The sequence below is a fragment of the Rhodococcus sp. WS1 genome (assembly GCF_003797745.1).
Lineage (GTDB): Bacteria > Actinomycetota > Actinomycetes > Mycobacteriales > Mycobacteriaceae > Rhodococcus_F > Rhodococcus_F erythropolis.
Genome location: NZ_RKLZ01000001.1, coordinates 1,612,506 through 1,626,961, shown reverse-complemented (window position 1 = coordinate 1,626,961; position 14,456 = coordinate 1,612,506). Strand labels below are relative to the sequence as shown.

General features: G+C 63.8%; 12 protein-coding genes. 7 read left to right on the top strand and 5 right to left on the bottom strand.

Features of this window, described 5'->3' with window-relative positions:
* Positions 1–7 precede the first annotated feature (7 nt).
* From EEB12_RS07420 to EEB12_RS07405, 4 genes are all read left to right on the top strand, one after another.
* Complete coding sequence (locus EEB12_RS07420; protein WP_029254834.1) at positions 8–1,609, top strand: AMP-binding protein; 1,602 nt, start codon at positions 8–10, stop codon at positions 1,607–1,609.
* Positions 1,610–1,655: 46 nt separating this feature from the next.
* Positions 1,656–2,411, top strand: coding sequence for a phosphoglyceromutase (locus EEB12_RS07415; protein WP_003941992.1), 756 nt, complete (start codon positions 1,656–1,658; stop codon positions 2,409–2,411).
* Between the two features lie 162 nt (positions 2,412–2,573).
* A complete protein-coding gene (locus EEB12_RS07410; RefSeq protein WP_019744391.1) occupies positions 2,574–3,809 on the top strand; it encodes a sensor histidine kinase in 1,236 nt (411 codons plus the stop codon).
* Positions 3,806–4,495 carry a response regulator transcription factor gene (locus tag EEB12_RS07405; RefSeq protein WP_003942020.1) on the top strand — a complete coding sequence of 230 codons (690 nt, stop codon included), beginning with the start codon at positions 3,806–3,808 and terminating at the stop codon, positions 4,493–4,495. The genes EEB12_RS07410 and EEB12_RS07405 overlap by 4 nt, the downstream gene beginning before the upstream one ends.
* Positions 4,496–4,566: 71 nt before the next feature.
* On the opposite strand, the gene EEB12_RS07400 is transcribed toward EEB12_RS07405, so the two are convergent.
* Positions 4,567–5,352, bottom strand: a complete 786-nt coding sequence (locus EEB12_RS07400; protein ID WP_003941928.1) for a hypothetical protein — start codon at positions 5,350–5,352, stop codon at positions 4,567–4,569.
* 66 nt (positions 5,353–5,418) lie between these two features.
* Here EEB12_RS07400 and EEB12_RS07395 point away from each other — a divergent pair, with 66 nt between their 5' ends.
* The 3 genes from EEB12_RS07395 to EEB12_RS07385 are packed head-to-tail and all read left to right on the top strand — an operon-like array spanning position 5,419 to position 8,379.
* Positions 5,419–6,369 (top strand): Ppx/GppA phosphatase family protein, encoded by a 951-nt coding sequence (locus EEB12_RS07395; protein ID WP_003941975.1) that lies wholly within the window; start codon positions 5,419–5,421, stop codon positions 6,367–6,369.
* On the top strand, positions 6,369–7,487 hold the full coding sequence (locus EEB12_RS07390) for a hypothetical protein (RefSeq protein WP_042951192.1): 1,119 nt from the start codon (positions 6,369–6,371) through the stop codon (positions 7,485–7,487). The genes EEB12_RS07395 and EEB12_RS07390 overlap by 1 nt, the downstream gene beginning before the upstream one ends.
* Positions 7,488–7,494: 7 nt before the next feature.
* Positions 7,495–8,379 carry a sugar phosphate isomerase/epimerase family protein gene (locus EEB12_RS07385; protein ID WP_019744388.1) on the top strand — a complete coding sequence of 295 codons (885 nt, stop codon included), beginning with the start codon at positions 7,495–7,497 and terminating at the stop codon, positions 8,377–8,379.
* Here the strand turns inward: EEB12_RS07385 and EEB12_RS07380 are convergent.
* The 4 genes from EEB12_RS07380 to EEB12_RS07365 all read right to left on the bottom strand — a co-directional run bounded on the left by EEB12_RS07380 (position 8,359) and on the right by EEB12_RS07365 (position 14,378).
* Positions 8,359–9,792: an HAD-IB family hydrolase gene (locus tag EEB12_RS07380; protein WP_141487570.1), complete on the bottom strand. Its 1,434-nt coding sequence runs from the start codon at positions 9,790–9,792 to the stop codon at positions 8,359–8,361. The genes EEB12_RS07385 and EEB12_RS07380 overlap by 21 nt on opposite strands.
* On the bottom strand, positions 9,789–12,125 hold the full coding sequence (locus tag EEB12_RS07375) for a glycerol-3-phosphate 1-O-acyltransferase (protein WP_019744386.1): 2,337 nt from the start codon (positions 12,123–12,125) through the stop codon (positions 9,789–9,791). The genes EEB12_RS07380 and EEB12_RS07375 overlap by 4 nt, the downstream gene beginning before the upstream one ends.
* 3 nt (positions 12,126–12,128) lie before the next feature.
* Entirely contained in the window at positions 12,129–13,595 is a 1,467-nt protein-coding gene (locus EEB12_RS07370) for a wax ester/triacylglycerol synthase domain-containing protein (RefSeq protein WP_030535507.1), read from the bottom strand.
* A gap of 159 nt (positions 13,596–13,754) precedes the next feature.
* A complete protein-coding gene (locus tag EEB12_RS07365; RefSeq protein ID WP_019744384.1) occupies positions 13,755–14,378 on the bottom strand; it encodes a TetR/AcrR family transcriptional regulator in 624 nt (207 codons plus the stop codon).
* Positions 14,379–14,456 lie beyond the last annotated feature (78 nt).

The window sequence follows — 14,456 nt, the reverse complement described above, 5'->3', positions numbered from 1 at the left end:
GAGCACAGTGAGCTTCAAGAGTCCGTTCCCCGACGTTGAAATCCCCAACCTCAGCGTCTACGACTTCCTGTTCGGAAATACCGACCCCGCAGACCTCGACAAGACGGCATTCGTCGAGGGCAGTTCGGGCGCAGTCACCACATACGCTTCGCTGATCGCACAGATCAACGGCGTTGCAGGCGCTCTCGCAGCGCGCGGACTCGCCGTCGGCGACGTGGTCGGGCTGCATTCGCCCAACGTCCCGGCCTTCGGTTCCGTCTTCCACGGCATCCTTCGTGCCGGTGGCGTCGCGACCACGATCAACGCGCTCTACACCGCCGAGGACATCGCCAAGCAGCTCACCGATTCCAAGGCCAAGTTCCTCTTCACCGTCTCGCCGCTCCTGCCTCAGGCAAAGGCAGCTGCTGACCTGGTCGGTATCCCGGCTGAGAACGTCTTCGTGCTCGACGGTGCCGAAGGCCATCTGTCGCTGCGAGATCTGCTCGGCGAGGGCGCAGCGGCGCCCGAGGTCTCCTTCGATCCGGCCACCCAGCTCGCGGTGCTGCCGTACTCGTCTGGCACCACCGGCCGACCCAAGGGGGTCATGCTGACCCATCGGAACCTCGTGGCCAACGTCTGCCAGATCATTCCGCGGATGGGCATCGAGACCGACGACAAGATTCTCGCGGTCCTGCCGTTCTTCCACATCTACGGCATGACTGTCCTGCTCAACGCTGCGCTCTACCGCCGCGCGAGCCTCATCACGATGCCGAAGTTCGATCTCGTCGAGTTCCTGCGGATCGTCGCCGAGCAGAAGTCGACGTACATCTTCGTCGCACCGCCCGTTGCCGTCGCGCTGGCAAAGCACCCGCTCGTCGATCAGTACGACCTCTCGAGCGTGCACACCATCTTCTCCGGTGCGGCCCCGCTCGACGCGGCACTCGGCAAGGCCGTCGCCGACCGGTTGAACTGCCACGTCCGCCAGGGCTACGGCATGTCCGAGATGAGCCCGGTCTCGCACGCGATCCCCTTCGATCGTGACGACATCGCCCTCGACACGTGCGGTCCGACCATCGCCAACATGGAATGCAAGCTCGTCGACCCCGGAACGGGCGAAGAGGTCGCGTACCCGGCTCTCGGCTCGGACGGCGTCAGCGAGCCCGGCGAACTGTGGTGCAAGGGCCCGAACATCATGCTCGGCTACCTCGGCAACGACCAGGCCACCAAGGACACCCTCGACGACGACGGTTACCTGCACACCGGTGACATTGCGACCGTCGACGGCGACGGCGTCGTCAAGATCGTCGACCGCCTCAAGGAACTGATCAAGTACAAGGGCTACCAGGTTCCCCCGGCGGAACTCGAGGCCTTGCTGCTGACCCACCCGCAGATCGCCGACGCCGCCGTGATCGGCGTGCTCGACGCAGAGGGCGAAGAGGTCCCGAAGGCATTCGTCGTGCTCCAGGACGGCGCCGAGTTGACCGAAGCCGACGTGATCTCGTTCGTCGCCGAGCGCGTCTCGCCGCACAAGAAGGTTCGCCAGGTTTCGTTCATCAGTACCGTGCCGAAATCCGCGGCCGGAAAGATCCTCCGCAAGGATCTGCGAACTGCGGAAGTAGCCCCGAGCTGATTTCCGGACAGGGTTGATCAAGAAGGGTTCCGGTACTCGTGCCAGGATGAACGCCATGAGTATCGGAACCCTGGTCCTGCTCCGCCACGGCGAGAGCGAATGGAATGCACTCAATCTGTTCACCGGCTGGGTGGACGTACACCTGACAGACAAGGGCATGGCCGAGGGCAAGCGCGCCGGCGAACTGCTCGCCGAGCACAACCTGTTGCCCGACGTTCTCTACACGTCTCTGCTGCGCCGCGCGATCAGCACGGCCAACCTCGCACTCGACGCCGCCGATCGCCACTGGATCCCGGTAGTGCGCGACTGGCGTCTCAACGAGCGCCACTACGGCGCTCTGCAGGGCAAGAACAAGGCGCAGACCAAGGAAGAGTACGGAAACGAGCAGTTCATGCTCTGGCGTCGTAGCTACGACACCCCGCCGCCCGCCATCGAAGCCGGCAGCGAGTACAGCCAGGACACCGATCCCCGGTACGCGAACCTCGACGAGGTTCCCTTGACCGAGTGCCTGCTCGACGTCGTCAAGCGTCTGATCCCGTACTGGGAGGACACCATCTCCCAGGAGCTGCTCGCCGGCCGGAACGTGCTGGTCACCGCACACGGCAACTCGCTGCGTGCATTGGTCAAGCACCTCGACGGCATCTCGGACGAGGACATCGCGGGCCTGAACATCCCGACCGGAATCCCGCTGCGCTACGACCTCGACGAGAACCTGAAGCCGCTCAATCCCGGCGGCACCTACCTGGATCCGGAGGCCGCAGCTGCCGGCGCCGCCGCGGTGGCGAATCAGGGCGGAAAGTAGCAACCCGATGATGTGCGTCGAGGCCCCCCGAACAGTGTTTTCGGGGGGCCTCGGCCAACAACAGATGAACGACGAACCAACGCCGTCCACCTGGCGGATTACGCGGGCGGGAACGTCCGAACCCGCCGTAACCGACACTTCGCGCGAACGTACGATTGCGCCGTGAGTGTCGTGATTGCAGTGCTGCTGGTCGTGGTCGCCGGTTTGGTCGGCTACCTCGTCGGCGGGGTGCTGGTACCCAGGCTGTCGTCGCGCCAGAGTCAGCGCTCGGACGAACAGACCGGGCTGACGATGTCTCAGGTTCTCGACCTCATCGTGTTGGCTTCGGAAAGCGGTATCGCCGTCGTCGACGGTTTCCACGACGTCGTGCTCTTCAACCCTCGCGCCGAGGAACTCGGCCTTGTCAAGAATCGTCTGGTCGACGAGAGAGCATGGCGGGCTGCTCAGGAAGTTCTGCGGACGGGCCAAGCCGTCGAGGTCGATCTGACGGCGCAGACCGCTCAGCGCGGCCGCGACAAGATCGCGGTACGTGGCACGGCCCGGTTGCTCAGCAAGGACGATCGCAATTTCGTGGTCCTGTTCGCCGACGACGATTCCGAGCAGGTCCGCATGGAGGCGACGCGACGCGATTTCGTCGCGAACGTCAGCCACGAACTGAAGACGCCGGTCGGTGCGATGAGTTTGCTCGCGGAGGCACTGCTCGAATCTGCTGACGACCCGGAATCGGTGCGGCACTTCGGCGAACGGGTGCTGGGCGAGTCGATTCGTCTGGGCAAGATGGTCACCGAGTTGATCGCACTCTCGCGCCTCCAGGGCGCCGAGAAGCTGCCGGATCTCGACGTGGTCGACGTCGACACCGTGGTGTCCGAGGCACTGTCGAGGTCGAATCTGTCGGCCGAGGCCGCCGGGATCACCGTCACCACAGACCATCCGAGTGGGCTGGAAGTACTCGGGGATCAGACTCTCCTCGTCACAGCATTGTCCAACCTCATCGAGAACGCTATTGCATACTCGCCCAAGGGTTCTCCGGTGTCCGTCAGTCGGTCGGTACGCGGCGACAATGTCGCGATCGCGGTCACCGACCGAGGAGAAGGCATCGCGAAAGCGGACCAGGAGCGAGTGTTCGAGAGATTCTTCCGCGTGGACAAGGCGCGGTCACGGCAGACCGGCGGAACCGGTCTGGGGCTGGCGATCGTCAAACACGTCGCGGCCAATCACAACGGCTCCATCGAACTGTGGAGCAAACCGGGAACAGGGTCTACCTTCACGTTGCAGATACCGGCACACGTGGAGTCGGACGACGACATCGACTCTGACGACGCGGGAACCGCCGGTTCCACGCGGATCGGCAGACGAGAACAAGGCAGTAGAGAAAACGGCATGGAGGCCAAACGATGACGAGTGTGCTGATCGTGGAGGACGAGGAGTCCTTGGCGGACCCGCTGGCGTTCCTGCTCCGCAAGGAGGGCTTCGAGACCACCATCGTCAACGACGGACCGTCGGCGTTGGCGGAATTCGATCGCTCCGGAGCGGACATCGTCCTGCTCGACCTCATGCTGCCCGGCATGAGTGGCACGGACGTCTGCAAGGCGCTGCGGTCGCGCTCCGGGGTTCCCGTCATCATGGTGACGGCGCGTGACAGTGAGATCGACAAGGTCGTCGGCCTGGAACTCGGCGCGGACGACTATGTGACCAAACCGTATTCGGCGCGCGAGCTGATTGCCCGCATCCGTGCGGTGCTGCGTCGCGGGGTGGAGAACGAGGCGGATCTCGCCTCCGACAACGGGGTGCTCGAGGCCGGACCGGTGCGGATGGACGTCGAGCGCCACGTCGTACAGGTTGCCGGTAACCCGGTGACGTTGCCGCTCAAGGAGTTCGACCTCCTCGAGTACCTGCTCCGCAACTCCGGCCGGGTGCTGACCCGTGGACAGTTGATCGACCGCGTCTGGGGCGCCGACTACGTCGGTGACACCAAAACTCTTGACGTACACGTGAAGCGGTTGCGTTCGAAGATCGAATCGGATCCGGCCAAGCCCGAACACCTGGTCACGGTCCGAGGATTGGGCTACAAGCTCGAAGCGTGATCGAACCTCGAGACGAATTCAGCCGCTCACACGATCGTGTGAGCGGCTGAATTCTTTTTGTCTACGTGGAGTCAGCCCTGAGCTTTGTTCTGAGCGATCGTGGTCGCCGGATGGACTGCTATGAGGCCGAGGCCGGCGCGACGCCTGCAGAGGCGAGCCAGCTCGTCGTACGCACGCTTTCCGAGAAGCTCTGTCAGTTCCGGCCCGTAGGACTGCCAGACCTGCCGCTCCCCGACATGAGCGTCGGGGGAGCCGGAGCAGTACCAGGCGAGGTCGTCGCCGCCCTCACCCCAGCCGCGGCGGTCGTACTCGGTGATCGTGGTCTTGAGGATCTGAACGCCGTCCGGCCGGTCGACCCAGTCCTGGGTGCGGCGGATGGGTAGCTGCCAGCACACGTCCGGCTTCACCTCGAGCGGCTCGATGCCCTTCTTGAGCGCCATGGAATGCAGTGCGCAGCCCTCGCCGCCGGCAAAACCCGGCCGGTTGAGGAAGATGCATGCACCTTTGTAGCGGCGGGTGCGCAGCGCGGGCTCGTCCTCGAGGTCGTCTTCTTCGACGTAGCCCTTCTTGCCGAGACCCTTTTCCATGAACTGCCAGTCTTCGGCTGTGAGCATTTTCACTGACGCATCGAGCTTGTCCTGATCCTCCTGATCGGAGAGGAAAGCGCCGTGCGAGCAGCAGCCGTCGTCCGGGCGGTCGCCGATGATGCCCTGACACGCCGGCGTGCCGAACACGCAGGTCCAATGCGAGAGCAACCATGTCATATCAGCGGAAATGAGGTGCTCGGAGTTGTCCGGATCGACAAATTCGACCCATTCGCGCGGGAAATCGAGATCGACCTCGGGGCTCGGAGTCATCTTGTGGGACCGGTCTGGGTTACCTGCTGTCACAAGGGCCGACGGTAGACCCAGTAACGTGGCGATGTGCGACTAGGGGTACTCGACGTCGGAAGCAATACCGTCCATCTATTGGTTGTGGACGCCCATCGGGGCGGCCACCCAACACCCATGAGCTCGACCAAGTCCACGTTGAGGCTGGCAGAAAACACTGACGACCGCGGCGATATCACCACGTCAGGGGCCGATCGCTTGGTGTCGACGGTCTCCGAATTCGCCGGTATCGCCAAGACGTCCGGATGCGAGGAAATGATGGCTTTTGCCACTTCCGCCGTCCGTGACGCCAATAATTCCGAAGCTGTGCTCGCCCGCGTCCGCGCCGAGACCGGAGTAAATCTCGAGGTTCTCTCCGGGGTCGACGAAGCCCGCCTGACCTTTCTGGCCGTGCGCCGCTGGTACGGCTGGAGCGCCGGACGCATCCTGAACCTGGACATCGGCGGCGGCTCGCTCGAACTCACCGCAGGTGGTGACGAGGATCCGGACGTCGCCTTCTCACTGCAACTCGGTGCGGGACGGTTGACGCGCGACTGGCTACAGGCTGATCCGCCGGGCAAGCGCCGGGTCGCTGTATTGCGCGACTGGCTGGACGCGGAGTTGGTCGGACCAGCCAAGGAACTGCGCGCCGCCGGCGACTGGGACCGCACGGTCGGGACCTCGAAGACCTTCCGATCGTTGGCTCGGCTCACCGGCGCGGCCCCTTCTGCCGCAGGCCCCCGGGCAAAACGGACCCTGACTTCCAGCGGACTCAGGCAACTCATAGCCTTCATATCCAGGATGACGGCAGCGGACCGTGCAGAATTGGAAGGAGTGAGCTCGGATCGGTCACAGCAGATTGTGGCCGGCGCGCTCATCGCAGAGGCAACCATGCGGGCGCTCGGAGTGGACGAACTGGAAATTTGTCCCTGGGCACTGCGTGAGGGTCTGATTCTGCGAAAGCTCGACACAGAAATGGGCGGTGAATTGGTGGTGAGTGCTTGATGACCGAGGACAGTCAGCAGATTTCCGTAGCGGAACTGCTCAAGCGGAACGGTCAGAGCGTCGAATCCCGAGGTGGACGACGCCGGCGCGGCGTAGCCGGTGGCATCTCCGTCGCCGAACTGACGGGTGAGATCCCGATCGTTCGCCAGTCGGGATCGCGCGCGGCCGCCGAGCCAGAGTCGGACGAACCAGCAGCCCAGCCTGAAGCAGCTGCGCCAGAAAACGCTGCACCTTCTGCGCCGGCCGAGGCTGTCGCGGAAACCGCCAAGTCAGCCGAACCGGCACCGAAGGTTCCCGCCGACCGCACCGCCGCCTTCGCCGTCTCGTTCGACGACGACGATGACGATGACGAGCCGCAGGCACCCAAGGCCGAGTCGAAGCCGGTTGCCACACCGCCGGTCACCACTCCGAAGCCGACTTCCACACCTTCGCCGGGACAGACCTCGAAGTCCTCGCCCGGACAGTGGGTGAGCCGGGCACCGCTCAACTCCTCGTCACCGACGCAGGTAACGCAGGAACCAGCACTGCTGTCGGGTCAGACCCTGGCGGGCGACTTGATGCGTCAGGAGCGCGCCGCAACCCAGTCGCCGTCGTTGCGTCCGCCGATCCTGCCGCCGCGTGTCCCCACTCCCGTCGTGAAGGCACCTGCACCGACTGCTCCTGCTCCGGCCGCGCCGGAAGAGAGCACCGAACTGATCGACAAGATCGCAGACGCGGATGCCGGCGAGGCCGAATCGACCGCCGTGGTCGATCTGGTCAAGGCGCCGGCAGTCGATGACGGTGCAAAAAAGTCCAGTGCCGTCGCGGAGTCCGATGTCGAAGCCGAACCGGCAGCGGAAGAGGCAGGCGAGCGTAACTCGATCCGTGAATGGGCAGTGCTTGCCGGTCAGGTGGTTGTTGCACTGATCGTCGGCGGCGCGATGTTCAAGGGCTTCGAGAAGCTGTGGGACATGCTGCCGTGGGTGGCGTTGGTGCTCGCGCTGATCGTGATCGTCGGCTTGGTGGCCGTCGTGCGAGTTCTGCGCAAGACGGACGACATCACGAGTTTCGTGATCGCGGTGGTCGTCGGCATGATCGTGACGCTCGGTCCACTGGCGTTCTTGTTGACCTCGGGTTGATCGGACGATGATCGGGGGATCGCAGCGCATGGTTCGTCGGCCGATCGCTGTCGGCTTGTCGACGGCTTCGGTATATCCGGAGAACACGGAAGCAGCATTTCGCTACGCCGCTGATCTCGGATACGACGGTGTCGAACTGATGGTGTGGGCCGAATCCGTGAGTCAGGACATCGGTGCTGTGGCTGCCCTCGTTCGCAAGTATGCGATTCCGGTGCAGGCCGTGCATGCGCCGTGTCTGCTGATTTCGCAGCGCGTGTGGGGTTCCGATCCGGTCGAGAAGCTCGAGCGTTCGGTACGCACTGCCGAAACCTTGGGAGCGACGACGGTGGTCGTCCACCCGCCGTTCCGGTGGCAGCGCAAGTACGCCGAAGGCTTCGCGGAACAGGTTGTCGATCTCGAATCGAAGAGCAGCGTCGTGGTGGCGGTGGAGAACATGTTCCCCATGCGCGCCGACAGCTTCTTCGGCGGCAAGGACAAATCCGCGGAGCGTCTGCGTAAGCGTGGTGGTCCGGGGGCAGCGTTGTCCGCGTTCAGTCCGTCGTACGACCCGACCGATTCCGATCACGCTCACTACACACTCGACCTTTCGCACACCGCGACGGCGGGCATGGATGCCTTGGAGTTGGCCTCCCGTATGGGCAAGGGGCTCGAGCACCTGCACCTGGCCGACGGTCGCGGGGCGTCGATGGACGAGCACCTGATTCCGGGGCATGGCTCACAGCCGTGCGCGGAGTTGTGTCAGCAATTGGCTGCGAGCGAATTCAGCGGCCAGGCTGTCATCGAGATCAACACGCAGAACGCGCGCACCCGGCGGGAGCGGTCGTCGATGCTGGCGCAGGCGCTCGCGTTTGCACGCGAGCACCTGGCACGCTCAGCGGTGGCCGGCAAGTAGCGCAGCTTCGAACTGCGCGCGTACCTTCTCGACGTGTGCGTCGAGGTCTTTGGTCTCCCAGCCTTCGGTCGAGATGGGATCGAGCACCGAGACGTAGACCGGGCCTGGATGGGCGACAAGCGAATTGCGCCACATCCGTTCACCCGCATTGTGAATCACCACGGGCACGATCGGCACACCGGCTTGGATCGCCAAGTGAAATCCGCCCTTCTTGAAAGGGCCCAGGCGTGGCGTCGGAGAACGGGTGCCCTCCGGAGCTATGACTATCGAGACACCATTCTTGAGCTTGTCGACTGCCGGTTGCAGTGCAGCCTTCGCTTTTGTGGTGTCGGTGCGGTCGATGTAGGCGACGTCGAGCAGTGCGCCGACGGGCATGAACCGCGGATCGCTTGCCGCTTCCTTCTTCGCGACCCCGGTCACGTCACGCTTGATCACGGTTCCCAGGACCAACATGTCCAGGGAACTCTGATGGTTGAACATGAACACCGCCGGGCGGTGGTCCCACACGTTGTGTTCGCCGTCGATCTGGACGTCGATGCCGAGCAGTGAGAGCGAGATGTCGGGGCCGTAGGTGCCGACCAGGTTCGCACCCAGTTGACGGTTGCCGGTGACGATGCCCGCCGACGCGCCGAGGGCGGCGGTGGCAGCAAGAGCGCCCATGGCGGTCGCCGTTCGGATCGTCGAGATCGGCGTTGCGCCTCGTTGCGGTTTACGCAGGCTGACCGAAGGCCAGTGATTGCGCAACGCGATCCTGGCCAGACCACGATCGGGATTCAACGCGACAGGTCGCCCGACGGCCTCGAGCATGAAGACGTCTTCGACACCGTTGGAGTACGCAAACGCGTTCCTCAAGTCGGCGCCCATCTTCTCGGCATAGCCCGCAAGGGCATTGGCCTTGGCCGGCCCCCACAGAGCGGGCGAGGACAGTTCGCCGGTGAGCATGCCGTCGACGACTTCGGGTTCGGTGCACAGCACGTCTTCGATGTCGAGATCTTCGGCGACGTACTTGGCCTGGAACGGAGTCGCCGACGTGGCCATCACGATCGTGTGGCCGGCTCGCCGGTGCGCCGCCAGTAGCCCACGGGCTTCCGGGTAGATCATCGCGGCGATCTCCTGCTTGAACAGCCGCCGCCCCCAGTCGTTGAGTTCGTCGACGGTACGGCCGCCCAGGGCGCGAACGCCGATGTCCATCAGCGCTCCGACATCAGCGCCACGGAACTGGGTGTCGATCGCGGCGCCGGTGGTGCGCAACAATTCGCCGACGCTGATATCCAAGCGCCGCAGGCGGTCTCGGTACACAACGCTGGCTGAGTACCCGCTGATCAACGTGCCGTCGAGGTCGAAGGCGGCGATCGTTCCGGGCCCGGGAGGCGCGGCTTCGATGGCGGAGTGCAGACGCTCGAGTCCGGTCACAGTCCTACTTCCTCGTTCTCGGCGGGTGCTCGGTTTGCTTCTGGAATGGTCACTACTGCTGCGGCGTCGGGCACGGGCATGGCCACCTGATCGAGCCGTGCGTGCGCGAGTGCTCGGATATGGCGCAGACGTTCGACCTGGACCTTGATCTCCGCGGCAAACGCCAGGCGCCTGGCCCGGACTCCGTCGTCGTCGACTTCGATCAAGTTACGGTTGCGCGCCAAATTCAGTGCAGTGGCAAACAACTCACCGGAGACCGATTCGTTGCTGGCGATCTGCTGCCGCAGGCGACGCTGATGTGCGACGTCGATGCAGTTGCTGATGAAGGACTTTTCGTCGAACGACGTCGAAATCGGCGCGAGCACAAGCTGATCGGCGACAACCTGGTACGCCTCGAGGAACGGTTGCAGCACTCGGTGCGCGAGGTACGGCCGCACCGTCTCGATCATGTGCTCGGTTCGTTTGTCGGCGGCCATGACGGTTTCCCACTCGGGATCGATCAGGGTCAGCTCGGTTCGCATCTCCTGCTCGAACGTGTCCCGGTCGCTGAAGAAGAACTCGAACTTCATCAGGTCGCGGATGCGCTTGGCCTCGGCCCAACCGTCTCCGACGGGATCCTCGAACCGCTCTTCGACGGCTGCCTGGAGCACGAGTTCGGTGATGGCGCGCACGACGAGAAAGTGAATTGTGTTGTTGCGGTAGAAGGCAGCAACAAGATGCTGGTCCTTGCCGAGGTAGAAGACCTGCTCGCCGCCGCGATCGAAGCGCTCGAGAACACCGGAATCGACGTGTGTCTGCAACGCCTTCTCGATGACACGCGGATCGGACAGTTCGACGTCGCCGGCGATCGGAAGATTTCGCGCGGTGATGTATCCGAACAGCGGCGTGAGAATCGCGGTGAGTTCACGAACTGTCAACGCCCGGTCTTCGATTCCGAGGAACGCCAACATCGCCAGTGAAGACACGGTCACCGGTGTGACCTCGTTGATGCGGTGGCACACCTCGATGCCGGCCTTTTGAATGGCGAGGCGCTGATCGGTTTCCTGGCTGAGTGCGTCCGCGAGTGAGAGCGGCCGGCCGATGGTCACGTGCGCGACGCCGTTGCGTTTTCCCTGTGCGCGTACGTAACCCACCATCCAGCGCAGGCCTTCCGGTGTCTTCTCGGCGCCGAGTGCCTCGGCAGCCATTGCCCCGACCTCGTAGAGCTGGTCGTAGCTCAGCGCGACGGGGACGAGGTACACGTCGGATGCGCCGCTGACCTGAAAGGCCTTGGTCAGGTAGGTCAGGAGACCGAAGCGCGGTGGGCGTAGTTTCCCGGTACGCCCGCGTCCACCTTCGATGTACCACTCCAGATTGAAGCGTTTGGTGAGCAGGTAGCGCATGTACTCGTGCATCGACCACTTGTAGACCTCGTCGTTGCCGATGCTTCGACGAATGAAAACGGTGCCGCTGCGCTTGAGGATCGAGCCCATGGGCCAGAAGCTGATGTTGAGGCCGCCCATGACGTGATTGAGCGGCAAGCCGTTCGCGATCAACGCCGGACGCAGGACGAGGGGATCGAGGTACGAACGGTGACTGGGGAGGAAGACCAGTGAGTGTTCCTTGTTCAGCTCACGGAGTTCCTCGAAGCGGCTCGTGTCCACGTCCAGCTTGTAGGCGCGAGCGAAGTAGCGGCCCAGGCGATCCCACACCGCGATGGCTTGGCGACTCTGGGTGGCAACCATTTCTTCGAGAGCTTCACGGGCGCGGCGGTCGACTTCGGCGACGGCGATGTTCAACCGGTCGGCCAAAGCCATCACCTCGGTGGTGAACCGGCGGGTGTCGGTGATCTCGTCGACGACGAACCGCGACACCTTGTACTGGCCACCCAGAAGGCCCAATTCGGCGCGCTCGAGTGCGAGGGCGGCCTGCCGTCGGATGAACTCGGGTAGTGAACCGCCACCGCTCTTTTCGAGGCGACGCTCGAGATCGCTCAGTGGTGCTGGTTCACCTTCGATGACCTGGCACCGTGAGGGGTCGGTGCGCAGGGTTCTGCGTTGCGCACCGCGTCCGGGGTGGAGGGGATCGCGTGGTGCCAGCGCATCACGCAGTCGCACCGCGACATTGTGTTTGGTATGGGTGTCCGGAATCCACACCACGCGAAGCGGTGCGAGCATCGGGTCGTCGGTCCGTGCCGCCAGTTCTGCAAGGGTCTTGTCGGTGATGTTCACGGTGACCGGCCGAGTTTCGGATGAGGTTGCCTTGTCGGCAAGCCACTTTCGCAGCACGCCGGCTTCGGCCTCTGTCATGGTTTCGGTGAGGTACACGCGCGGGTTGGTCGTGTTCTCGCTCATGACTCACGCACCTTCCGTTGTGACTCCGAGAGCCACGATCTCGTCCAGGCTCTCCTGCAAGCACTGCATCAGCAGCGCGGGCTTCGTGATCGCGGCGGTGTCGAGATTGATTCCGATGCAGCACACCCCGACGTGGGAGACCAGTGTCGCCATCGCCGCGCAACCGGGCGCCGGGCCGAATGGGAACATCCGCTCGATCTTCGCTCCGGCGAGATAGACCGGTACCGGTACGCCGGCGACGTTGCTAGCCTGCAGGTCCAGTCCTGTCGACTGGGACAGATACCAGTTCGCGAGTAGATAATTCGGCAGGCGAGCGAGGATCGGGGCGGCGACGTCGAGAGCGTCCAACGCGGGTTCCTCACGCAGACCCAGTACGATTTCTCGCACCTGCCTGATGCGTTTGGCCGGATCTGTTTCGGCGACCGGGCCGTTGAAGCGAACGGCTGCAAACCGGTTGCCGCCGTTGGCATCCGCGCCGGTGCGCATGCTGATCGGCATACCCATCGGGATGCTCTCGACAGATTGTCCGAAGGCTTCGTGGTAGCGATGGAAGCCGCCGAGCAAAGCGGCGACGTAAGCGTCGTTGAGTGAGCCGCCGGCAGCTTTTGCTCCGGCCTTGAGCTCGGGAACACCCACTTCGAGAGTTCCGAACCACCGTCCGAGACCACGATCGTGGAGCAGGGGGGAACCGGAACGAGCTGGGGGAGTGACGATCTTGCGGAGTGAATTGGCGTACCCGAGGACCTCGGAAGCCGTGCTGAACGGACTCGAGATCGCCGTGGTCGCAACATTGGTGGCGCCGCGAACCAGCTTGGCGATACGGGATGGCGCACGCCGGATCTCGCTGACGACCTCCTCGCCGAATGCACCTACCGACGACAGGTGCTCCGGAGCCGGCGGTGTGCGGTCGGGCTTGTTCGGAGTGGGATCCGGGCGCCTGCTGTGCAGCAGCGTCATCATCTGGATGCCGCCCATGCCGTCGGTGATGGAGTGGTGAGTCTTGACCACGAACACGGCACGACCGTCGTCGAGACCTTCGATGAGCAGCGCGCTCCACGGCGGCCGAGCCTTGTCGAAAGGTTCGGTCGCAAGGTGACGACACATGCGCAGCGCGTGATCGAAGTCCGCCGGTGCAGGCAAGCGGACGCGTCGTAGGTGGTAGCCGATGTCGAACTCGGGATCAACCGACCACACCGGATTGCCCAGTTGCATTGCCGGTTCCACCGCGCGCATACGAATACGCGGAACCACGTGTGATGCCCACTCGACTGCGTCGAGAAGTCGATCCCAGTCCGGAGCTCGATCGAGAACCTCTACCGCAACGATCGGCGAGCGCAGTTGCGGCTGCGCCTCTTCCATCCGCCACATGCCCGTCTCGAAGTCGGACATCGTGCGGTTCGCCCCCCAGGCAACCGCGGAAAGGTCGACGTCGACCGCGCTCGGAGGAACAAATGGATTGCTGTTGGCCATACGTCAAGAACTCCCTCGGTCTGCGGATCCACCCCGCGCATCTCTGCTTCTAAGTGTGGACCCGTGACAGTGGGCGCGTCCCGGTTTCGGTGTCAGCCGACAGGTGTGACGTTCGTCAGTTAAGGGCTAATCGGACATGCCTGGAAATTCGACCAGCGTTCACGAAGTGACGCCGACGGCTTTCAGAGCTATCTCGCGGTAGAGAACACTGACTTCGCGCGGAGTCTGCGGTCCGTCGAGTCGATACCAGAGGACGACGGACTGACACATGCCCAGCAGTGCGCGGCCCGTTCCGGTGATGTCCGGGACCGTGAACTCACCGCTGTCGACGCCTGCCGTCAAAACGTCGACGAGTAGATTCTCGAGCTTCTTTCGTTTGGCGGCGTAGCTCTTTCGTTCGGCGTCCTCGAGGTACCGCAGTTCGGAATCGAGGAACGCGATGTCGGAGCGACTGGTCATGTGCAGAACACACGCCTCGACTAGATTGCCGAACTGTGCCGTCGGCGACGGTCCGGCAGCGTCGACCGCAGCGCTCGCGCGTGCGGTGACGTTCTCGATGCCCGGTTCCATCAGCGCGACGAGGATGCCTTGTTTGTTGCCGTGGTGGTAGTACAGCGTCGGCACGGTGACACCGGCACGTTTTGCGATGTCACGAACCGACGCTCCGTGGTAACCGAGTTCGTGGAACACCTCGAGTGCGGCGGTGAGCAGGGGAGTCAGCGTCAGTGGTTCGACGATGCGCCACTGTTCGTCGGGTTGAGCCCCCGACTGCAAATCCGTCATTCCGCCTGTTCGCTCCGTTCGGAAATTTCTGGTGGTGTGCGCAGAGAAGGTTCAACCCTAGCGCAAGGCGTGTCCTGC

Bases quoted from the DNA above. Each gene is read 5' to 3' on its own strand.
- EEB12_RS07415 (WP_003941992.1), top strand. From the start codon at position 1,656: ATGAACGCCATGAGTATCGGAACCCTGGTCCTGCTCCGCCACGGCGAG.
- EEB12_RS07390 (WP_042951192.1), top strand. From the start codon at position 6,369: ATGACCGAGGACAGTCAGCAGATTTCCGTAGCGGAACTGCTCAAGCGG.
- EEB12_RS07365 (WP_019744384.1), bottom strand. From the start codon at position 14,378: ATGACGGATTTGCAGTCGGGGGCTCAACCCGACGAACAGTGGCGCATC.
- EEB12_RS07405 (WP_003942020.1), top strand. From the start codon at position 3,806: ATGACGAGTGTGCTGATCGTGGAGGACGAGGAGTCCTTGGCGGACCCG.
- EEB12_RS07370 (WP_030535507.1), bottom strand. From the start codon at position 13,595: ATGGCCAACAGCAATCCATTTGTTCCTCCGAGCGCGGTCGACGTCGAC.
- EEB12_RS07400 (WP_003941928.1), bottom strand. From the start codon at position 5,352: ATGACTCCGAGCCCCGAGGTCGATCTCGATTTCCCGCGCGAATGGGTC.
- EEB12_RS07375 (WP_019744386.1), bottom strand. From the start codon at position 12,125: ATGAGCGAGAACACGACCAACCCGCGCGTGTACCTCACCGAAACCATG.
- EEB12_RS07385 (WP_019744388.1), top strand. From the start codon at position 7,495: ATGATCGGGGGATCGCAGCGCATGGTTCGTCGGCCGATCGCTGTCGGC.